Raw genomic sequence first — 20,332 nt, forward strand, 5'->3', positions numbered from 1 at the left:
GCGCGTCGGCGTGCGACTCAGTCCAGCGTCAGGTGTTCGCACAGGCCGTCGAGCCCGGATTCCTCGTGAATCCGCCGCTGGACGGCGGTTCCGGATTCGGCGTCGAGAAGCGACCGGAGGCCGTCGACGCCGAGGCGGTCGGACTCGGTTTCGACGAACGAGTCGAGGCTCACCACGCCCTCGGAGTCGGGGGCGATGAAGTCCGTGTCCCGGCCGTAGCGGGTCGCGCGCCACTTGTTCTCGTCGAGGAGTTCTCGGCGGACCGACGTTCCCGACTCGCCGGCCTCGTAGCGGTCGGCGAGGTCCAACACGAGCGCGTGGACGTACTCGACGAAGTCGGTGACGCGTTCGGGGTCGGTCTGGGCGTCGGGGGTGCGGATTTCGACCGTCCCGTGGCCGGTGTGGGGGCGCACGTCGTACCAGAGTTCGCCCCGGTCGTCTATCGAGCCGTACTCGACCATCCGGCGCTCGAAGCGTTGGAAGTCCTCGAAGTCGCCGAAGGCGGTCGGCATGCCGGTGTTCGGGAGGTTCTCGAACACCTTGGCGCGGGCGGAGGCGAGACCGGTGTCGAAGCCGTTCCAGAAGGGAGAGTTCGCAGAGAGCGCGAGGAGCGGCGCGAGATACCAGCGGAGTTCGTTGGCGACCCAGACGGCCTTGTCCGCGTCGTCGACGCCGACGTGGACGTGGAGACCGGCGGTCGTGTTCCGGTGTTGCGGGTACTGAATCCGGTCGAGTTGCGCCTGATACCGGGGTTTGGTCGCGTGGTCGAGTTCGCGCCACTTGGCGGCGGGGTGGAGCCCGGCCGCGGCGATGCGGTAGCCGTGGGCCGCGGCGTGGTCGACGAGCGCCTCGCGGACCGTCTCGACGGCCGCGCCGGCCTCGTCGGGGTCCTCGATGAGCGGCGTCTGCGTCTCGATAGTGAACTGGAACAGCTCGTGGTCGAGCCGTCCGGCGAGCGGTTCGGGAGGTTCCGGTCCGTAGACTAAGTCGTCGATACCCGAGGTGGGGCGGCCGTCGGCATCGACGATGTAGAATTCCTCTTCGACGCCGAGCGTCCCCATTCGGTCGAAGGCATCCGCCGACCCTAGTTCCATCGCAACGGCGTAAGTTGCGCCGAATTAAAAACACCGTGGGAGCCGGCGAACGCGTCGCACGACCGCCGCCGGTCGAATCCGACGACGTGACAGCGACCGAATGGTTCCGCGGACGCCCAACACCGGCGGCGACCCCCGTGATTCGGGGAGCCAGCCGGCGGCGGCGACCTACTTCGACCGGGCGACGATACCGAGGTGGTCCGCGTGGAAGCGGTCGAGGCGGGCAGTTTCGAGGAGTTCGTACGCCGAGTCGAGTTCAGCGACCACGTCGTCGAACACGTCGTCCGGCTCCGCAGTCACGTCCTCGCTGCGCGCCTTGACGGCCATCAGGAGTCGGCCGTCGTCCGCGAGGAACTGTCGGTTGCGGACGGCGACGGTCGCCTGCCCGCGGGTCGCCACGTCCATGACGAGGCAATCGATGCCGGCTTCGACGACGTGCGCGTAGGAGTCGGGGTCGCGCGCGTCCTTCAGAAGCGGAAAGAGGTTGTCGCGGTCCTCGGCGACGCCGACGAGGTCGCGGACGGGTCGCGGCGCGAACTCCACGGCGTAGGTCGGCCCGGCGAAGTCGGCGACGTGCGAGACGGTCGTCCCCGAGGCGGCCCCGAGGTAGAGCACCGACTCGCCGCCGACGAGGCCCGTGTCCATGCCGAGTTCGAGCATCGCGCCGAGCTTCGAACGTCCGGCGTCCCACGCGCGCCAGCCGTCGGAATCGACGGGTTCGCCGTAGACCGGTTCGCCCCGCGTCGAGAGGCGCTCGCGGCCGCCGAACGTCCGGCGTTCGACGCCGTCGGGGAGGCCACTGTCGTCGCTCATTCGTCGCCCCCCTCGTCGGCGCGGGCGCGAATCGTCTCCATCCGGTCGGTGAGTTCGGCGTGCAGGTCCGGCCGGTAGTCGCCCGAGTAGTGGTCGACGCGGGCGGCGATAGCGAGTTTCCCGGCGAGCGCGCGGGCGGCGGACCCGCGGTCTTCCGGGCGCGTCCCGCGGACGTACTCGTGGGTGAAGATAACGCCGTGTTTGGGCGACGTGGCGCGGCCCTTCAGGTGGGCGAACAGGGCGTCTTCGGCTCCGAGCACTTGGACCGTCCCGCTCGGCTTCTTGGCGAGGGGTTCGAGGCCGCCCGCCAGCGCGATGAGCCGCGCCGCGAGGACCGGCCCGGCCATCTCGGCGAGGTTCGGCACGGTCGTGGGCGCGCGCTCCTCGATGAACACTCGGAGGTCGTCGCGCTCGTCGAGCAGGTCCACCGCGCGGGTGGCGTAGGAGACGACGCGCTCTTCGGCGGCGGTCTTCGGCTCGCGGGCGGCGATGTCGCGGACGCCGTCGAGGCCGCGCGGAACCTCCTCGTAGAGCGTGCCGGCCCACTCGACGACCCGCTCGGCGAGTTCGTTCGCGGTCCGTTCGGCGTCGTCCATCGCGCGCACGGCGTGGGCGAGCTGCACGTCGTCGGCGCGCTCGCGCTCCGCGACGGCCTCGCTGGCGGCGGCGAGCGTCGCCGAGCGGAGTTTGGCGTAGTAATCGCTTTCGTCGGCGGCGAACCCGGCGTCGACGGCCTCGGCCGGCCAGTCGGCGGGGGCGGAGGCGCTGCCCGTTCGGACTCGCGTCGCCCCGGGTTCGGGGTCGTCGGGGTCCGCGCCGGCGAACCATGCGTCTGTCATACTGGCGGATTGCGCCCCGTTCGGGTAAAAGGGCACGGACCCGCGGGCGCGGGCCGCCGTCCGGTCGTTCTGTGGTAAGTTTTAACACACCATATCTCGTACGAATGCTCGATGGAACGCGCTTCGTACGTCTGTCGTGAGTGTCAAACGACCGTGAGCGCCGCGTCGTACCGTTCGACCTGCCCCGAGTGCAGCGGCGAACTGCGGCCCACGTCGATGACGAGTCGCCGGCGCGCCGGAGATTGAACGGCGCGCGCGGGTCGTCCGACCCGACCGCCGTCCGCTCGCTCGCAGTCACGACCGACGACCTCGTGACCGCCTTGGAGGCGAACCGCAGAGGCGACGACCCCGTCGTCCTCCGCGTCACGCCGCCGTTCTACGGGCGGATGCGGGCGCGCATTCACCGCACCGGCGGCGAGGCCTCGGACTACGCCGACCCCGAGCCGATACACCTCCAGCCGCGGGTCTTCGTCGCTGACGACGCCCCCGCGTTCCCCGAACCCGACGAGACGCGACCGGACCCGTACGAGGTCGAAGCGCACCACGAGCGCCACACGGAGGCGGTTCGAGCGTGGCGCTCGGCGGTCCGCGACCACCTCCGCGAGGCAGTCGCGCTCCCGACAGACGACGGCCCGCACGAGGTCGAGGTCAAATACCTCGGCTGAGCGAACCACTTTTTCCCCGCGGGGGACACCGTAGCGACATGAGCACCGACGAGTACCGCCGCGGGACGGCGGTCGAGCGCGAGCGACAGCGGAAACAGCGCCCGGCGCGCGGCCGCTACCGTGGGGTGCTGCCGGTCATCTACGCCATCGGCTTCGTCATGTTCACCGTCGTCTCGCTGTACATCGGGCCGGAACCGGCGTTCGCAGTCTACCTCGTCACCCACGTCTTCTACGCGGGGCTGATTCGCGCCGATATCAGGTCGCTCCGCGGACAGGGCATCGACTGGGGCGCGTCCCGACATCTCTGGTTCGGCGCGGCGTTCGCGCTCCCGTTCGTCGCGCCCGCCTACTACGTCCACAGCGGCCGCGTGATTCGCCGCGAGAACGAGTCGCGGGACCTCGACGGCTGAGGCGAAACCCGCAGCGTTCGACGCGGGCCGCACCGCGCACCGCGCCGAAGACCGACCCGTCCGGCCACCGAACTTATGCCGGGTGCGGGGAAATGGCGGGGCAATGAGTTCCAGACGCGTAGTCGCGGTGCTCGCGCTCGCCGCACTCGTGCTCACGAGCGGTTGTATCGGCTTTCTGACCGGCGAGGAGACGCTGACGTTCGAATCCGAGCCGGCCACGGCGGACGCGACCGTCGCCGGGAACGCCGGCTACGAGACGAACGGGACCGAGACGTTCGCGGTGAACCGCACGCTCTCGTTCGGCGGACAGGAGCGTCAAATCGCCGCCAGCAACCACATCACGACGTACGAGAAGACGCTTGACCTCGGCTTCTTCGGCGAGGCCAAACTCGGTTCGTTCAGCGTCATCTCGACGCCCGCGGTCGAGGTCGCCGGCCAGCCGCGGAGCCCCATCGGCGACTACTCGAACGACGACCTCATCCGCCTCGTCGACAACCGGTATCAGGGCCTCAGCGACGTCGACCAAGTCAGTTCGCGGAACGTCCAGATGCTCGGACAGACGGCCAACGTCACGAAGTACAGCGCCACCGCGCGGTTCGGCGGGGACGAAGTCGACGTGTACGTCCACGTGACGAAGGTCCAGCACAACGAGGACTTCGTCGTCGCAATCGGGCTGTACCCCCAACAGCTCGACGGCGAGGAGGAGAACGTCTTGGAACTGATTCGCTCGGTCGAACACCCGTCCGAAGCGTAGGTCGCTCTGGCGAGTCGCCTCGGGGGAGCCTTTTTCTCGTCGCCGCGGGTCGGTGGTTCCATGACTCGCGTACGGACCGCAGGTATCGCGGTGACGGCGCTCGGCGTCGTCGGCTACGGCGTCGGGACCCTCGCCGCCTATCCGGGGCGGGCGTTCTCGGTGACGGCCGTCATGGTCGGCATCACGCTCTGGGCCATCGGGGGTGACGTGCGGTGATTTCGGCGCTCGTCTACCGCGACGACGGCGCGTCGGCCTACGAGGAGACCGCGCTGGACGCGGCGCGCGACGCCGACGGGACGACGTGGGTTCGCGCGACGACCGGCGAGGAGTTCGACCGCGTCGCCGAGGCGTTCGGCATCCACTCGCTTTCGGTCGAGGACGTGCGGAACGACGCCCGACCGAAGACCGAGGAGTACGACGAGTACACGTTCGTCCTCGTCCGAATGGCGACGCTCCGCGCCGGCGAGCAGGTGTTCGAAGAGGAGGTCCAGACCAGACCCGTGGGGCTCTGCTTCGGTGACGACTGGCTCGTGACGCTGACGCGCCGGGAGTTGGAACCGATAAACTACGTCTGGAACGCCATCGAGCGCGAAGAGCCGCGGATGCTCCGGTTCGGGCCGGACTACGTGGGCTATCGCGTCATCGACCGCATCGTCGACGAGTACTTCGGGCTGTTGGACGAGGTCGGCGGGGAAATCGAGCTCATCGAGGACAGCATCTTCGAGGGGCCCGACCCGGAGGTGCTCGAAGGGCTGAACGCGGTCCGGCGCGACCTGCTGTCGTTCCGAAAGACGGTGTGGCCGACGCGCGAGGCCGTCGGGGTGCTCGCCCGCGGCGACCCCGACTACGTCCGCGAGGCGACGGAGAAGTACTACCGCGACGTGTACGACCACCTCGTCGAGTTGGTCGACCTGACGGAGACGTACCGCGACCTCGCGCGCGGCGCGCGAGATATCTACCTTAACACCCTCTCGCAGTCGACGAACGAGGTGATGAAGACGCTCACCGTCGTGGCGACCATCATCCTCCCGCTCACGCTCGTCGTCGGCATCTACGGCATGAACTTCGACCCCGGCGCGTCGGCGTTCAACATGCCCGAACTCGGCTGGGCCTACGGCTACCCGGCGACGATGCTCGGGATGGCGCTCGTCTCCGTGGTCCTCCTCGTCTACTTCCGCCGGGAACACTGGCTCTGAGCGACGAAAGAGCTATACTATCCCATTAATCGCGCGGAACCCCGATTCCCGTTGTCGAGGTGACGACAAAGCGCCCACATCGTGCGATTCACCCGCACAGTAGCGGCAAAAACTTTATAAGGCTTTCGAACTTACTGTTGGTAAGGCCAGTCCAAGCCGGATTATTCTTTCGTCTTCTGAGGTCTTCCCGGCCGAGACGTATCCGCGCCTTCCACCCCACCATGAGCGACACGATAACCACCCGAACGTACAGTGCCGACGCAAAGAGCAGGGACGTCCGTCCCCGCGAGTCAGAGCGAGACGAAACGCAGCAGGACGAAACGCAGGTCTGCCCCGAGTGCAGCGGCCACCTCGTCACCGACGAGGAACACGGCGAGACCATCTGCGAAGACTGCGGCCTCGTCGTCGAGGACACCGTGGTCGACCGCGGCCCCGAGTGGCGCGCGTTCGACTCCGCCGAGCGCGACAGCAAGTCCCGCGTCGGCGCGCCCACGACGAAGATGATGCACGACAAGGGGCTGTCGACCAACATCGGCTGGCAGAACAAAGACGCCTACGGCAAGTCCCTCTCGCCGCGGCAGCGCGAGCAGATGCAGCGGCTCCGCACGTGGAACGAGCGGTTCCGTACCCGCGACTCCAAGGAGCGCAACCTCAAGCAGGCGCTCGGTGAAATCGACCGCATGGCCTCGGCGCTCGGCCTCCCCGAGAACGTCCGCGAGACCGCCTCGGTCATCTACCGCCGCGCGCTCAACGACGACCTGCTCCCGGGCCGTTCCATCGAGGGCGTCGCCACCTCGGCGCTGTACGCGTCGGCCCGGATGGCCGGAACTCCCCGGTCGCTCGACGAGCTGGAGAAGGTCTCGCGCGTCGATAAGATGGAGCTCACCCGGACGTACCGCTACATCGTCCGCGAGCTGAAGCTCGAAATCAAGCCCGCCGACCCCGAGCAGTACGTCCCGCGGTTCGCCAGCGAGCTCGGCCTCTCCGACGAGGCCGAGCGACAGGCCCGCCAGCTCCTCCGCGACGCGAAGGAGACCGGCATCCACTCGGGCAAGTCGCCGGTCGGCCTCGCCGCCGCCGCCGTCTACGCCGCCGCCCTCCTCACCAACGAGAAGGTAACCCAAAGCGAGGTCTCGACGGTCGCGGACATCTCCGAGGTCACCATCCGCAACCGGTACAAGGAGCTGCTCGAAGTCCAAGACGGCACCCTGCTCGCGTAAGCCATCGGTGGGCGCGCGGCGCATCGTGAGCCGTGCTTTTTCTCGGCCGTGCTATCACGCAACAACATTTATCCGCGCTCCCGGAGCATATACCGGGTATGGTTGAAGCGTTCGTCCGCCTGTTGTGCCCCGAGTGTGGAAAGGACTGGGAGACGAATCCGACCGAACTCCCCGCTCACCGCGACAACTACTCGTGTCAGAGCTGTGGCGCGACGCGGCGCACGGCCGAGTTCATGCGGACGGAGCGCGACCTCCAGACGCTCAAGCAGTTCGAGTAGCGAGAGAACAGAGCGCCCGTCTCTCGGACGGGGCTGTCCCCGCCGGACGTTCGTTTTTACAGATCGGGAATCGCTGAGAGCGCGCCGCACGCGTCGCACTTCAGCACGTCGGCACCCCGCTGAGTGGTGAGCTTCGTGTCGGGAGACCCGCACTCGCTGCACAGCACGAACGACTCGACGTACTCGTCGAGCGCGTCGGCGATGCGGCGCTGGCGGAACTCGCCGGTGAAGCGCGCGCGGCCGCGGTCGTCGATTTGGGCGCTCGTGCCCAACTCCGTCTGGAAGAACTTCAGGACGTGCGTCGCCTCGCGGGCGAGTCGGTCGTGGGTCGCCGCGAAGTTCTCGTAGACCGTGACGTTCCCCTCCTGGCGGACCGTCGGCTCCGGGACGCTGAAGCGGTCGTCGCCTTCCGCGACATCCGGGGACGCCGAGAGCGCGCGGTCCAGTTGGTCGTCGTAGTCCATGCGCGACAGTACGCGCGCGGCGGCGTAAAATTCTCACGACCCCCCGACGCGCGCGACCGACGCTCGGCGCGCGGGCTACATAGCTATATAAACCACTCGTGATATTCGGCCGTCGTTCACTAGCGACGGGGCGAAACAACAAACCAATTGAAAACGGTCGAACACGAAATTTCCGCTGAGACCCCCATAATCGGCGGTTTAAGGGAGTCAGATGCTAACGTGACTCAAGATAATACTATATCCCTCCGGTCTCAAGCCGTGGTTGCTCATGAAGAAGCAGGAACTCATCCACCTGCACGGTCTGCTCGCAGAAGTCCACACCCAGATTGAGGCCTGGGAGGACGAGGAAATCAGTCTCGTCGAGTACAACGAACTCGGCGTACGACCGACATCCATCCACAAGTCCAAGACGGACCACAAAGCAGCCGTGTTTAAACTGGCGAAAGGAATCACCGGAGCGATGCGCGAGGCCGAACCAGAGCCGCTCGCACCGCAAGCCGACTGAACCGAGAAAAGAAACGCGTTCTCCTCTACGACCCTACATCCGAGAGCGACCGCGCCGTGCTCTCCCGCGCGACGACGCTCCCGAGCGACCGCCGTGCCGAGAGTGAGCGAGTTCCGCACGCGAACAGAAACTGTGAACGGGGCTGCGGCGTCGCCGCAGCGACGACGATAGAACCGACGCCTCAGCGGCCGTCGACGAGGTCGTCGAAGTCGACGAGCGTTTCGTCGGGGTCAGACGCGCCGGTTTCGGTTCGGGTGCCGCCCTCGCCATCGGTCTCGACCGACTCGTCGTCGACGCGGTCGACGGACAGCACTTTCAGCGGGATGTTTTCGAGGCGTTGGCCGATTTCCTTGCGCGCGATGCGCGAGGCGTGTTCCTCCTGTTCGACGTTGAAGACGGTCATCTCCAGTTCGAGGGCGACGAGCGCCTCGTCCGCGGCGATAAAGGCGGGGGGAAGCTCCTCGCCGCCGGGCGAGGTGCGCGCGCCCATGCTAATCTCGACGTACTTCAGGTCGGGATTGAGCATCTCGCCGGTCTTCGAGATGGCGATACGAATCGCCTCGTCGACGGTCTCCACGTCGTACACCGGGACCGCGGCCTCGACGACGACTCTGCAGTCCATGGGTACGAGGAGGTTGTGTGCCGAAGGCTATCAACCTTCTTGCCAGTCCGTCTCGTGGCGCTCACTCCCCGCCTGAGCGAAGGTAGTGAAACACGTACGTCTGGGTGTAGCCGGCGTAGCGACCGCCGAGGCGCTCGCGGATGGCCCGCGAGGTGTCGGCGTAGTTCCCCCGGTCGCAGTCGGGGTAATGTTCCTCGATGGCCGACCGAATCCACGTGTCGAGCGGGACGGCTTCGAGGTAGTCGAGCGAGAACAACAGGACGCAGTCCGCGACCTTGTCACCGACGCCGACGAACGTCGTCAGGAACTCGCGGGCGTCCTCGTAGTCGCGGCCGCGGGCCTCGGCGGGCGTCGCCTCGCCCGTGGCGACCATCTCGGCCGTCCGCCGGACGTACGGCGCGCGGTAGCCGAGGCTGAGGTCGCGCAGTTCGTCTTCGGTGGCTTCGGCCAGTCGCTCGGGGGTCGGGTACGCGAAGTACGTCTCGCCGTCGAACTCGACGCGCTCGCCGTAGGTCTCTCTGAGCCGCGACTGCATCCCGAAGATGCGCGAGACGCGCATCTGCGCCGAGCAGATGAACGAGACGAGACAGCCGAACGGCGGGTCGCGGACGAGTCGCATCCCCGGGTACGCCTCGTAGGCCCGCCGGACCAGCGGTTCGTCGGGCATCTCCGAGACGATGGCGTCGAGGTCGTCGTCGAGGCGGAGCAAGTGGGTGAGAAGCGGGACGGCGTCGACGTTGGACTCCCACTCCAGCGCGCCGTCGGTCTGGCGGACCCTGACGACGGCGGACTCGTCGGAGACGCCGTCGAGCGGCGGGACGACCGTCTGGTACCACGCGTCGCCGCCGTGGGCCGCGTCGCGCTCGTACATCCGGCCGTCGGGGCGGTCCCAGAGGTACGACTGGCCGCTTTCCAGCGTCGATTGGAGGTCGAACGCTCCGTCGAGGCTCCCGAGGTCGATGACACCCGTCTCCATATCGCTTCGACGTTGGGCGCGGGGGATTTGCGGGTTTCGATGCCGGCGGGCGAGGCGGGGTGGCGACGAGGCGGGGTGGCGACGAGCGAGGCGCGCCGCGTCGCGCCACGTCGAACCGCGTCGCGCTCAGCGGTTGCGACTCACCGGGAAGCTGACGCGGTCCGGGTGGTCGCCCAGTCGGTCGAGGATGCGCTCGTACAGCCGGTTTTTGACGCGCTGGGCGCGGGTCGGCGGGACGAGCACGCGGAGTCGGAAGACGACCCACGACTCCTCCTGTGCGACGTTGACGGTCGGGCCGTCGGCCACATCGAGGTCCAGCGGCGACTCGCGGAGCCTGTCTCGGTAGCGTTTCATCGCGGCGTCCATGTCGTCGCCGAGCTCCTCGTCGGCCACGTCCAAGAGGAGTCGGCGGACGAACGGGAGGTCCGTCTCGTAGGACACCTGCACGGGTATCTCGGTCCAGACGCGGTCGAACAGCGCGCCGTAGTTGACGACCTCGGAGGAGAGGACCAGCGAGTTCGGGACGGTGACGGTCCGGCCGGTCGGCTGGTTCGACGCGAGGGGGCCGCCGGTCTCCCAGAGCGTCGTGACGAGGAAGTCGATTTCGGCCACGTCGCCGGAGACCGAACCGATGTTGACGCGGTCACCGACCGCGTAGGGGCGGCTCACGAGGATGTAAAACCAGCCGATGAAGGAGAGAATCGGCTGTTGGAGCGCGAAGGTGACGGCGAAGCCGATGACGCCGAAGGAGACCAACACGCCGAGCCACTGGTCCGTGAACGCCCCGAGGACGCCGACGAGCGCGATTCCGCCGACCCCGAGTCGCAGGACGTTCCGCACGTCGTGGGCGCGGCGGCGGTCCGCGATGCGCGCGACGAGGAACGCGGTGAGAAAGCGGTAGACGCCGTAGGCGACGAGCGCGACCGCGGCGGCCGACAGCCCGGTCGAGAGAAACAGGTCGGCGTTGGGTACGTCGAACTCCGAAAGCGGGGTCGTCGCGCGGACGAGCGCCGAGAGGACCGCGGCGAGAAGCCCGGCGGCGAACGCGCCGAGGCCGAGGCGGCGAGACATACCGTTGCCGTCGGGTGGACGATTGAAAAAGGTGCAGTCGAACCGAGGCGAGAGTCGCCGGCCGCTTCAGTTGCGGATGTGGAGGTCCGTGAGGCTCGCGAGGCGGTCAGCGACGCCGTCGTCGAGGCCTTCGCGGGTGACGCGCCACTCCCAGTTACCGGTCTGCGTGCCGGGGGTGTTGAACCGGGCGTCGGAGCCGAGCCCGAGGAGGTCCTGCGTGGTTGTGAACGCGAGGACGGACGCGGAGTTCCAGACGGCGTCGATGATAGACCAGTGAATCTCCGAGCCGTCCGCGCCGATGTTGTAGTGAAGGCAGTCGCGGGTGCGGTCGTCGAGGTCGCGGTAGTAGCCGACGAACGTGTCGGTGTCGTGGGTCGAGGTGTAGGCGACGGAGCTCTCCGGGTAGTGCATCGGCTGGTACATGTCGCCCTCGCGGCACCAGTCGGCGTACTGCGGGACGCGCATGCCGGGGAAGGCGAACCGGTCGCGGAGGTCGACGAGCGAGGCGTCGAGGAAGCCGAGGTCCTCGACGATGAACGGGAGGTCGCCCAGTTCGCGCTCGACCGTCTCGAAGAAGTCGTGGCCGGGCGCGTCGCGCCACTCGCCGTCGCCGGGGTCGTCGGAGTCGGCGTCGATGGCCCAGAACTCGTCGAAGCCTTTGAAGTGGTCGATGCGGGTCACGTCGACGAGGTCGAACAGCCGGCGGAGGCGGTCGAGCCACCAGCCGTAGCCGTCCTCGCGGAGCGTCTCCCAGTCGTACAGCGGGTTGCCCCAGCGCTGGCCGGCGTCGTCCGGGTTCGGCGGGACGCCGGCGACGACGGCGGGTTCGTTCGACTCGGTGAGGTCGAACGCCTCGGGGGCGGCCCACACGTCGGCGCTGTCGAGCCCGACGTAGATGGGGAGGTCGCCGACGAGGGTGATGCCCTTCTCGTCGGCGTAGTCGGCGAGGGCGCGCCACTGCTCGTCGAAGCAGAACTGGACGAACTCGCGGTAGCGAATCTCGTCGGCGTACTCGGCGCGGGCGTCGGCGAGCGCGTCGGGGTCGCGGGTCTTCAACTCGGTCGGCCAGTCTATCCACGCCCGCCGGAACTCGTCTTTCAGGGCGGCGAACAGCGCGTAGTCGTCGAGCCAGCCGGCCTCGCGCTCGCGGAAGGCGTCGAGGGCCGCGCGGGCGTCCTCGGTGGCCTCGGCCTCGAAGCGGTCGAAGGCGGCGCGGAGCCGCGAGCGCTTGTACTCGCCGACGCGCTCGTAGTCGACCGCGTGAGGGTCGAAGTCGGGGACGGGTTCGAGGTCGGCGTCGGTGAGCCACCCGCGGTCCGCGAGGTCGGTGAGGTCGATGAGAAGCGGATTGCCGGCGAACGAGGAGGTCGACTGGTACGGCGAGTTCGCCATGGCGGGTTCGGTCGGCCCGAGGGGGCAGAACTGCCACATCGACTGTTCGGCGTCGGCGAGGAAGTCCACGAAAGCGCGCGCGCCGTCGCCGAGGTCGCCGATGCCGTGGGGCCCCGGGACCGAGGTGACGTGCATGAACACCCCGCTCTGTCGAGAAAGTCGCATACCCACAGGGTCCGCGGGCGACCCAATTGGTACTTTGGGTCGAAACGGCGAGCCGACGACGAGGGCGCGACCGCGGGGGCGGGAACCGAGTCAGGCCGCCGACGCCGCCACAGTTGTGCTAGCAAATCGCACGAAACCGGCCGCGAGCGGGCGTCGAACGCGCCCGTCTCAACAACACTTATTCTCCCCCGTCCGTTCCGTGCGCGTATGAGTGATATCGCTGTCATCCTCCCCGACGGGACGGAACTCTCCGTCGAGGAGGGTGCGACGGTGCGAGACGCCGCGTTCGCAATCGGCCCCGGCCTCGGCAAGGACACCGTCGCCGGCGTCGTCGATGGCGAACTCGTGGACAAGGAGACGCCGCTCCACGACGGCGCGGACCTCGTCATCGTCACCGACCAGTCCGACGAGTATCTGGACGTGCTCCGCCACTCGGCGGCCCACGTCTTCGCGCAGGCCCTCCAGCGGCTCCACCCCGAGGCCAAGCTAACCATCGGCCCGTGGACGGACGACGGCTTCTACTACGACGTGACGAGCGTCGACCTCGAACAGGAGGACCTCGAAGCCATCGAAGACGAGATGCGCGACATCATCGAGGAGGACCTCGACATCGAGCGCGTCCTCGTCGACCGCGAGGAGGCCCTGGAGAAGTACGCCGACAACCCCTACAAGCGCGACATCCTCGAAGAGGAGGCCGCCGGCGACGACGAGCTCTCGTTCTACCAGCAGGGCGAGTTCGAGGACCTCTGTAAGGGTCCGCACGTCGAATCGACGGGCGAAATCGGCGCGGTCAAGCTCCTCAACATCTCCGCGGCCTACTGGCGCGGCGACGAGGACAACGACACGCTGACGCGGGTGTACGGCACGGCGTTCGAGTCCGAGTCCGACCTCGAAGAGTTCCTCGAGATGCGCGAGGAGGCCAAGGAGCGCGACCACCGGAAGCTCGGCCAGGAGCTGAACCTGTTCGCCATCGACGAGACGACGGGGCCGGGTCTGCCGCTGTACCAGCCCAACGGCAAGCGCATCCTCGACGAGCTCGCGGACTACGCGAAACAGCTCAACCTCGACGCGGGCTACGACCCCGTCGAGACACCCCACCTGTTCCGGACGGAGCTGTGGAAGAAGTCGGGCCACTACGAGAACTACGTCGACGACATGTTCCTCCTCGACGTGAACGACGAGGAGTACGGCCTGAAGCCGATGAACTGCCCCGGTCACGCGACCATCTTCGACCAGCAGTCGTGGTCGTACCGCGACCTGCCGGTGCGCTACTTCGAGGACGGGAAGGTCTACCGGAAGGAACAGCGCGGCGAGCTGTCGGGCCTCTCGCGCGTCTGGTCCTTCACCATCGACGACGGCCACCTGTTCGTCCGCCCCGACCAGATCGAGGACGAAATCAACCTCATCATCGACAACATCCTAACGGTGTTCGACACCTTCGGGCTGGACGCCGAAGTCGCGCTCGCCACGCGTCCCGAGAAGTCCGTCGGCAGCGACGAAATCTGGGAGCAGGCCGAGACGCAACTGCGCGCGGTCCTCGACGACAGCGGCATCGACTACGGCATCGAGGCCGGCGACGGCGCGTTCTACGGGCCGAAAATCGACTTCGCGTTCAAGGACGCCCTCGGTCGCAAGTGGGACGGTCCGACGGTCCAACTCGACTTCAACATGCCCGACCGCTTCGACCTCACCTACACGGGCGAGGACAACGAGGACCACCAGCCGGTGATGATTCACCGCGCGCTCTACGGCAGTTACGAGCGCTTCTTCATGGTCCTCATCGAGCACTTCAACGGCAAGTTCCCGTTCTGGCTCGCGCCCGAGCAGGTCCGCATCCTGCCCATCTCGGACGACCAGATTGGGTACGCGAAGAAGCTCCAGTACGAACTCAACGACTTCCGCGTCGACATCGAGGACCGCTCGTGGACGCTCGGCCGGAAGATTCGCGAGGCCCAGACCGACCGCGTCCCGTACATGGTCATCGTCGGCGGCGACGAGGAAGAAGACGGAACCATCTCCGTCCGCGACCGCAAGGAACGCGAGGCCAAGGACGTGAGCGTCGAGGCGTTCCGCGACCACCTCCGGAGCGAATACGACGAAAAGCGCACGGAACCCGACTTCCTCGCCGACGAGGAGTGAGGTCCGGCAGTCGGCTCAGGCGGTAACTGATTCTCTGTTTCGGCGGTCCCGCGCCGCCGCGTCCAACTCTCGCCGGACCGTCGTTCGGAACGATTCGTCCCTGATGAGGTGTGCGAGCACGCCGAAATGTCCGCAGTCCCACTCGCGGCGGTTCGGCCGCGGGACGCCCCACTCGTCGAGGAGCGCGCGGGCCGTCGAGGCGGGAGCCATCTCGTCGCGGCTGCCGACGAACGAGAAGACGCGTTCGGGCGCGAGACACGGCGTTTTGGGTGGATTCAACAGCGGCGCGAACTCGTGGAGCGCCGCGCCGGTCCAGCCGGCCGCGTCGAGCGCGTCGTCGATGTCGAGCAGTTTCGTGAGGCCGCCCGCGAGGAGCGTCTGGTCGATTGCGCCGGGCATTCCCACGGGGAACAGCAGGTCGGGGCGCATCGACTCGGGCCAGTCGCCGCACCGGCCGCCGACGTGGAGCGCGACGGTCCCGCCGAGGCTGACGCCGCCGACGCCGACAGCCGGCGCGCCCTCGGTCCGCGCCCAGTCGATGAGGACGGCGGTCTCCAGCGCGGCCGCCGAGTAGAGCGTGAACAGGCCGACCGGCGCGCGGGCGATGTAGGGCTCGCCGCTGTATCGACCGAGTAGCTCGCGGCGGCCGTGCCACGGCGCGTCGGGGAGGATGACCCGGTAGCCCTCCGGGACGAGCGCGCGGGCGACAGACTCCTCTTCGGGCCAGTAGGTGAGTTGGTCGTCGAACATCCCCCAGCCGGAGTGGAAGACGAGCGTCGGCAGGTCGACGTCGCCGTCTGTGTTGGCGTCGATGTCGACGGGTTCGTACACCCGCGCGGTCGCCCGGTCGCTGAGGTGCGGCGAGGGCGACCGGAAGCGAAGCAGGTACTCGACGGTTCCCGGCCCGCGGACGGTCGCGGAGCGCTCGACGCGAGGGAACTCCTCGGCCGCGCTGGACTCGACGAAGCCGTAGAGCCGCTCGGGTTCAGCGAGTTCGTGGTGCCAGCGGGTCCGCGCGTCCTCGGGCGGGGGTGTCTCGAACTTCACCGGCGGTACGAGGTGTTCCTTCGAGAGGAAGCCGAAGATGTCGGTCGGTTTGGCCCGCCGTTCCGACACCTCGCGGCGCTCTCGCTCGACGGCGACGCGCTCGTCGGGCGTCGACTCGCCGTCGCCCCAGAAGACGCGCTCCCAGCGGTCCATCGTCTCGTCGTACGCGCCGCGGAGGCGGGCGTACCGCACGAGGGCGCGTTCGATTCGGTCGTGGAGGTGCGGCGCGGGCGGCGCGCCGACCTCGCGGAGGAACGCTTCCGGGCCCTCCGAGAGCGCCACGTCGGCCGCGGCGCGAGCGCGGACGACGCCGAACTCGCGGGGGAGCGAGCGGGTCTTGAACGCCTCGAACGGGCGCGAGGTCAACAGTCGGCCGGCGGGCGAAGTGAGCAACCGGTGTACCGCCGGGGTTTCGAGGTGGTCCATACCGTGTGATACGAGTGACACGATAATGACCCTAGGCCCGCCTGTCGGGGAGTGGGAACGGGCGGGGAGAAGTCCGGCCGGGGCAGAATAAATCAGATACCACGATACAAAACGCACGAAGTCCTACCACGCCGTGAGCGCGTCGGTCCCGTGGGACCACGTCAGGGCCGCGAGGAAGGCGAGGACGCCGGTGATGGCCGTCGCGCACCCACTCCATGCCGACTTCGGCCATGAGGTAGCCGCCGAGGAGGGGCGCGACGACGCTGCCGGGTCGCCAGAGGAGTTCGCGGATGCCGAAGCTACTGGCGACGCCCGCGCCGCCGGAGCCCTCGTCGGCGAACAGCGCCATGCTGGCCGGTTCGCGGAGGCTGTCGGCGACGCCGAGCAGACCCGCGAGGCCGACGAGCGGGAGGAACGCGGGCGAGAGCGGGCCGAGGACGGGGAACGCCGCGGGGAGCGCGAGCGCCTCGCCGACCGCGGGCGAGAAGGGGACGGCGAGCGCGATGAGGCCGTAGAGGCCGCCGCCGACGAAGACGAACCGCGCGCGGCCGTAGCCGTCGGAGACGCGCCCGGTGTAGGGCTGACAGAGCATGTTGGTGAACTTCTCGGCGACGACGGTCGCGGCGACGGCGATGCCGCCGTAGGCGAGACCGCCGGAGGCCGCCGACACGCCGGCGTAGATGGGGACCCACGTCCGAACGAGGGTGACGGCGACGGCGTACTGGACGCGGAACGTCGCCATCGTCAGGATGCGCTCGTTGAGCGCGAGGTCCGTGAACGGAAAGCCGCGAATGCGGGTCTCGTCCGGCGGGAGAAACACCCAGATGGCGACGACGGCGATGGTCAGGAGAATCGTGATGACGATGAAGATGGGCGTGAAGCCGAACAGGTCGTAGAGGATACCGGCGCTGACGCTGCCGAGGATGGAGGCCGCGAAGCGGGCGGCGTTCGCCTTCCCGATGTGGTTCGCGCGCGTTCCCTCGCGGGCGAGTTCGCCGACGAGCGCGAGCGACATCAGCCCCGCGCCGGTGACGGCGACGCCCTGTGCGGCCCGCGCGAGGATAAACGAGAGACTGGAGTCGACGAGCGGGAACGCGGCGTAGACGACCGCGCCGAGGCCGACCGTCCCCGCGAGCACGAGGCGTTTGTCGTAGCGGTCGCCGGCCCACGACAAGGGCACGACGGCGACGGTCTGGGCGAGCGTGAAGCCGGTGGTGAACATCCCGATGACGAAGCCACGAGAGAGGGAGAACCCGCCGAGCGCGAGCCCGCCGAGCGCGAGTTCGGGGACGGCGACCGCACCCGGGTCGAGTTCGTTGATGTACTTCGGGAGGAGGGTGACGAGCGTGATGAAGCCGAACCCCCCGGCGAACCGAGTGAGATACAACGTCCAGAATCTGAGACGGGTGCGGTCCATGGGCTGTGTGCGGCCAACCGGCGAAAAGAAGTTCCGGAACCGGCCGTCGCCGCGGACGGCCTAAAGCCCCCGCGAATAACGGCGGTGAGCTTTATCACTCACGACGAGAGATATGTTAGCATGGAGCTGGTGGGTGGAAAGACGGCGGCGAGAGGTGCGGAGACGCGCCTCGTCCGCGTCGAGCGGGAGATGAACGACCACGGCGCGATGACCGTCCGCGTGGTCGAAACCGGAGAACTGCGAACCGTGGTGGGGTGTGCGAGTTCGGGCCTGCGGGAGCGACTCGCCTCGGCGACGACCGAGTCGGAGTTCCCGCTTCGACTCGCGCCGTCGCCGGGCCGCGGGAACTCGTGGGTCGCGCTCGGGCGGTAGTCAGGAGTCGAACAGCAGTTTCGCACCGACCGCGAGACCGCCGAAGAGCGCCACGAGCACCGCGCCCGCGACGACATCGGCCCCGAACAACACCCCGAGGTCCGGGGTGAGCGCGGCGACGAACCGGTCGGCGTCGAAGCGGTCCCCGATGCCCATGGCCAGGCCGAAGACGATGGCGACGAGAAGCGTGATGAAGACGAGGACCAGTTCGGTCCTGTCGCTCTGGTTCATAGTCGGTAGCGTTCGGAGCGGGGCATAAAACACCCGAAGGTGCGAGCGAGTCGGCTATCCGACACGAACGGTCGAGACGGAGTTCCGACTACCGGAGTGAGTCTGAGGTGAAGGAATGGGCCGGACGCGATTTGAACACGCGACCGTCTGATTAAGAGTCAGACGCTCTGCCTAACTGAGCTACCGGCCCTTGCAATCTCTCGTAACTGCCGGTAGGTAAAATGACTTTCCTTTCTGCACGACGACGGCAGGGACGCACACGCAAGAAACAACGAACAAACGGTGGGTGTTAAGTGTCGGCCGACCGGAGTAGCGGGCAACGATGAGTGCAGGGGTCAGCATTTCCTCGATGTCTACGTACGCGATACTCGGCTGCGGGAGCGTCGGGCACGCGGTCGCCGAGGAACTGACAGACGAGGGAAAAGACGTCCTCATCCTCGACAAGGACGAAAGCCGCGTCGAAGCCCTGCGCGATCAGGATTTGAACGCGCAGACCACGGACATCGCCGACCCGGAGCTCGCCGACGCCGTCGTCGGACGCGACGTGATTCTCATCCTCTCGTCGGACGTCGAGGCCAACAAGGCCGCCGTCTCGACCATCCGCGACCGCGACGAAGACCAGTTCATCGTCGTCCGCGCTTCGGACCCCGTCTCCGAGGACGAACTGACGAAGCTCGGTGCCGACGTGGTCATCAACCCCTCCGAGGTCATCGCGGACTCCGCGCTCCGAAGCGTCGAGTCCGGCGAACTCGAATACAAGGCCCGCCAACTGGCCGATATCCTGCGCGACACCGACCACGGGATGGCAATCCTCACCCACGACAACCCCGACCCCGACTCGCTCGCCTCGGCGGTCGCCCTCCAAGCCATCGCCCGCGAGTACGACGTCGAGGCCGACATCCTCTACTCGGGCGATATGGGCCATCAGGAGAACCGGGCGTTCGTGAACATCCTCGGCATCGAACTCACCCCGCGGAGTGACTCGAAGCCGCTCCAAGAGTACGGCGCGGTCGCGCTCGTCGACCACATGAAGTCGGGAATGCCCGACCTCGGCGACGCCGACATCACGGTCTTTATCGACCACTTCGAACCCGACGACGGCATCGACGCCCGCTTTACCGACGTGCGACCGAACGTCTCGTCGACCTCGACGATTCTCACGAAGTACATCCAGGAGTTCGACCTCAGCCCGTCGCAGGCGGTCGCCACGGCGCTCCTCTACGGGATTCGCGCCGAGACGCTCGACTTCAAGCGCGACACGACGCCCGCCGACCTGACCGCGGCGGCGTATCTCTACCCCTTCGCTGACCACGATACCCTGGAGAAAGTGGAGTCGCCGTCGATGTCGCCGGAGACGCTGGACGTGCTCGCCGAGGCCATCCAGAACCGCGACGTACAGGGCTCGCATCTCGTCTCGAACGCGGGGTTCATCCGCGACCGCGACGCGCTGACGCAGGCGGCCCAGCACCTCCTCAATCTGGAGGGCATCACCACGACGGCGGTGTTCGGCATCGCCGACGACACCATCTACCTCGCGGCGCGGTCGAAGGACATCCGCATGAACATCGGGAAGATTCTGAGCGACGCCTTCACCGGCATCGGTGAGGCCGGCGGCCACTCCACGCAGGGGTCGGTCGAGATTCCGCTCGGCATCTTCACGGGCATCGAGTCCAACGACGACAACCGCGACACGCTCTTGCAGCTCACCGAAGAGGCGGTAAAGCGCAAGCTCTTCCGTGCGATGGGCGTCGAGGGCAGCGAGAGCGGAAACGGGAGTTAGAACGTCAAGCGACCAGCGACTCTTCGTCTTCTTCTGGGTTCTTCAGGCGTTCGATGACGTCGTTGATGAGGATGACGTCGCCGACGGCGCGGACCCACCGATACGGGATGAGAACGCCCTTCCCGGGTTCGATCTGGTTACGGAACAGTTCGTCGTTCAGCGCCGTCAGCGCGAGGCCGGTGACCGTCTCGTGGTCCAAGTCGAGGCGGACGTCTTCGACCTCGCCGACGAACACACCGTTGTTCGAGTAGACCTCTCGGCCTACGAGCGTCGTAATCTCTTCGGGCGTCCCGTCCATATCCGCCAACATGGGATGCCGGGTCTTAATTGTTCGTAGCCCGCGAGTCGGGGCGCAGACGCGCGGCAGACGGGCGTCCGACGCCGGCGAGAAATCACCGGACGAAGACGTGTTGGTCGGTTGAGAAGACGGGGAAAAGGGCGTCGCGGCCGACGGCC

Annotated in this window: 23 protein-coding genes, 1 tRNA gene and 1 pseudogene; 12 read left to right on the forward strand and 13 right to left on the reverse strand. The window is 67.6% G+C overall.

Annotation, left to right across the window (positions count from 1 at the left end; all coding sequences use genetic code 11):
• Positions 1–17: 17 nt before the first annotated feature.
• The 3 genes from DVK03_RS08260 to DVK03_RS08270 form a co-directional block, all read right to left on the reverse strand.
• Positions 18–1,094, reverse strand: a complete 1,077-nt coding sequence (locus DVK03_RS08260) for a glutamate--cysteine ligase (RefSeq protein WP_115802676.1) — start codon at positions 1,092–1,094, stop codon at positions 18–20.
• A gap of 168 nt (positions 1,095–1,262) precedes the next feature.
• Positions 1,263–1,907: a fibrillarin-like rRNA/tRNA 2'-O-methyltransferase gene (locus tag DVK03_RS08265; RefSeq protein ID WP_115802677.1), complete on the reverse strand. Its 645-nt coding sequence runs from the start codon at positions 1,905–1,907 to the stop codon at positions 1,263–1,265.
• On the reverse strand, positions 1,904–2,746 hold the full coding sequence (locus DVK03_RS08270; RefSeq protein ID WP_115802678.1) for an NOP5/NOP56 family protein: 843 nt from the start codon (positions 2,744–2,746) through the stop codon (positions 1,904–1,906). The genes DVK03_RS08265 and DVK03_RS08270 overlap by 4 nt, the downstream gene beginning before the upstream one ends.
• Positions 2,747–2,857: 111 nt before the next feature.
• Here DVK03_RS08270 and DVK03_RS20510 point away from each other — a divergent pair, with 111 nt between their 5' ends.
• The 8 genes from DVK03_RS20510 (at position 2,858) to DVK03_RS08305 (ending at position 7,269) form a co-directional block, all read left to right on the forward strand.
• Positions 2,858–2,992 carry a rubrerythrin-like domain-containing protein gene (locus DVK03_RS20510; RefSeq protein WP_115802679.1) on the forward strand — a complete coding sequence of 45 codons (135 nt, stop codon included), beginning with the start codon at positions 2,858–2,860 and terminating at the stop codon, positions 2,990–2,992.
• On the forward strand, positions 2,989–3,411 hold the full coding sequence (locus tag DVK03_RS08280) for a hypothetical protein (protein ID WP_004063157.1): 423 nt from the start codon (positions 2,989–2,991) through the stop codon (positions 3,409–3,411). Before DVK03_RS20510 ends, DVK03_RS08280 begins: the two co-directional genes overlap by 4 nt.
• A 38-nt stretch (positions 3,412–3,449) precedes the next feature.
• The gene (locus tag DVK03_RS08285) at positions 3,450–3,821 is read left to right on the forward strand and encodes a hypothetical protein (RefSeq protein ID WP_004041562.1); all 372 of its coding nucleotides are present in this window, start codon (positions 3,450–3,452) and stop codon (positions 3,819–3,821) included.
• 127 nt (positions 3,822–3,948) lie between these two features.
• Positions 3,949–4,575 carry a DUF6517 family protein gene (locus DVK03_RS08290; protein WP_004041563.1) on the forward strand — a complete coding sequence of 209 codons (627 nt, stop codon included), beginning with the start codon at positions 3,949–3,951 and terminating at the stop codon, positions 4,573–4,575.
• A gap of 60 nt (positions 4,576–4,635) precedes the next feature.
• On the forward strand, positions 4,636–4,791 hold the full coding sequence (locus tag DVK03_RS20045; protein WP_004041564.1) for a hypothetical protein: 156 nt from the start codon (positions 4,636–4,638) through the stop codon (positions 4,789–4,791).
• A complete protein-coding gene (gene corA / locus DVK03_RS08295) occupies positions 4,788–5,771 on the forward strand; it encodes a magnesium/cobalt transporter CorA (protein WP_006600226.1) in 984 nt (327 codons plus the stop codon). Before DVK03_RS20045 ends, corA begins: the two co-directional genes overlap by 4 nt.
• A gap of 221 nt (positions 5,772–5,992) precedes the next feature.
• A complete protein-coding gene (locus DVK03_RS08300) occupies positions 5,993–6,991 on the forward strand; it encodes a transcription initiation factor IIB family protein (RefSeq protein WP_004041566.1) in 999 nt (332 codons plus the stop codon).
• 98 nt (positions 6,992–7,089) lie between these two features.
• Complete coding sequence (locus DVK03_RS08305; RefSeq protein WP_004041567.1) at positions 7,090–7,269, forward strand: hypothetical protein; 180 nt, start codon at positions 7,090–7,092, stop codon at positions 7,267–7,269.
• 56 nt (positions 7,270–7,325) lie between these two features.
• Here the strand turns inward: DVK03_RS08305 and DVK03_RS08310 are convergent, their stop codons facing one another.
• Complete coding sequence (locus DVK03_RS08310; protein WP_004063154.1) at positions 7,326–7,733, reverse strand: translation initiation factor IF-2 subunit beta; 408 nt, start codon at positions 7,731–7,733, stop codon at positions 7,326–7,328.
• Between the two features lie 268 nt (positions 7,734–8,001).
• Between DVK03_RS08310 and DVK03_RS08315 the strand changes: the two genes are divergently transcribed.
• Positions 8,002–8,238 (forward strand): UPF0058 family protein, encoded by a 237-nt coding sequence (locus tag DVK03_RS08315; protein ID WP_004041569.1) that lies wholly within the window; start codon positions 8,002–8,004, stop codon positions 8,236–8,238.
• Between the two features lie 181 nt (positions 8,239–8,419).
• Here DVK03_RS08315 and DVK03_RS08320 read toward each other — a convergent pair whose 3' ends face one another.
• From DVK03_RS08320 to malQ, 4 genes are all read right to left on the reverse strand, one after another.
• On the reverse strand, positions 8,420–8,860 hold the full coding sequence (locus DVK03_RS08320; protein ID WP_006600225.1) for a DUF555 domain-containing protein: 441 nt from the start codon (positions 8,858–8,860) through the stop codon (positions 8,420–8,422).
• A gap of 61 nt (positions 8,861–8,921) precedes the next feature.
• On the reverse strand, positions 8,922–9,836 hold the full coding sequence (locus tag DVK03_RS08325; RefSeq protein WP_004041571.1) for a DNA-3-methyladenine glycosylase: 915 nt from the start codon (positions 9,834–9,836) through the stop codon (positions 8,922–8,924).
• A gap of 126 nt (positions 9,837–9,962) precedes the next feature.
• Entirely contained in the window at positions 9,963–10,907 is a 945-nt protein-coding gene (locus DVK03_RS08330; protein ID WP_115802680.1) for a mechanosensitive ion channel family protein, read from the reverse strand.
• Between the two features lie 66 nt (positions 10,908–10,973).
• Positions 10,974–12,464, reverse strand: coding sequence for a 4-alpha-glucanotransferase (gene malQ / locus DVK03_RS08335; protein ID WP_115802681.1), 1,491 nt, complete (start codon positions 12,462–12,464; stop codon positions 10,974–10,976).
• 207 nt (positions 12,465–12,671) lie between these two features.
• Here malQ and thrS point away from each other — a divergent pair, with 207 nt between their 5' ends.
• Positions 12,672–14,603 (forward strand): threonine--tRNA ligase, encoded by a 1,932-nt coding sequence (gene thrS, locus DVK03_RS08340; protein ID WP_115802682.1) that lies wholly within the window; start codon positions 12,672–12,674, stop codon positions 14,601–14,603.
• A gap of 15 nt (positions 14,604–14,618) precedes the next feature.
• Here thrS and DVK03_RS08345 read toward each other — a convergent pair whose 3' ends face one another.
• On the reverse strand, positions 14,619–16,076 hold the full coding sequence (locus tag DVK03_RS08345; RefSeq protein ID WP_115802683.1) for an alpha/beta hydrolase family protein: 1,458 nt from the start codon (positions 16,074–16,076) through the stop codon (positions 14,619–14,621).
• Between the two features lie 123 nt (positions 16,077–16,199).
• Positions 16,200–17,493: pseudogene (locus DVK03_RS08350) on the reverse strand (MFS transporter).
• Between the two features lie 120 nt (positions 17,494–17,613).
• Here DVK03_RS08350 and DVK03_RS08355 point away from each other — a divergent pair.
• Positions 17,614–17,865: a hypothetical protein gene (locus DVK03_RS08355; RefSeq protein ID WP_004041577.1), complete on the forward strand. Its 252-nt coding sequence runs from the start codon at positions 17,614–17,616 to the stop codon at positions 17,863–17,865.
• On the opposite strand, the gene DVK03_RS08360 is transcribed toward DVK03_RS08355, so the two are convergent.
• Together DVK03_RS08360 and DVK03_RS08365 are read right to left on the reverse strand one after the other, a co-directional pair.
• Positions 17,866–18,096: a hypothetical protein gene (locus DVK03_RS08360; protein ID WP_115802684.1), complete on the reverse strand. Its 231-nt coding sequence runs from the start codon at positions 18,094–18,096 to the stop codon at positions 17,866–17,868.
• A 116-nt stretch (positions 18,097–18,212) separates the two neighbouring features.
• Positions 18,213–18,286 (reverse strand) — tRNA-Lys (locus DVK03_RS08365).
• Between the two features lie 132 nt (positions 18,287–18,418).
• Here DVK03_RS08365 and DVK03_RS08370 point away from each other — a divergent pair.
• Complete coding sequence (locus tag DVK03_RS08370; protein WP_004041579.1) at positions 18,419–19,876, forward strand: DHH family phosphoesterase; 1,458 nt, start codon at positions 18,419–18,421, stop codon at positions 19,874–19,876.
• A 4-nt stretch (positions 19,877–19,880) separates the two neighbouring features.
• On the opposite strand, the gene DVK03_RS08375 is transcribed toward DVK03_RS08370, so the two are convergent.
• On the reverse strand, positions 19,881–20,174 hold the full coding sequence (locus tag DVK03_RS08375) for a PRC-barrel domain-containing protein (RefSeq protein WP_004041580.1): 294 nt from the start codon (positions 20,172–20,174) through the stop codon (positions 19,881–19,883).
• Positions 20,175–20,332: the final 158 nt, after the last annotated feature.

The organism is Haloferax sp. Atlit-109R, from assembly GCF_003665865.1.
Taxonomy (GTDB): Archaea; Halobacteriota; Halobacteria; order Halobacteriales; family Haloferacaceae; genus Haloferax; species Haloferax volcanii.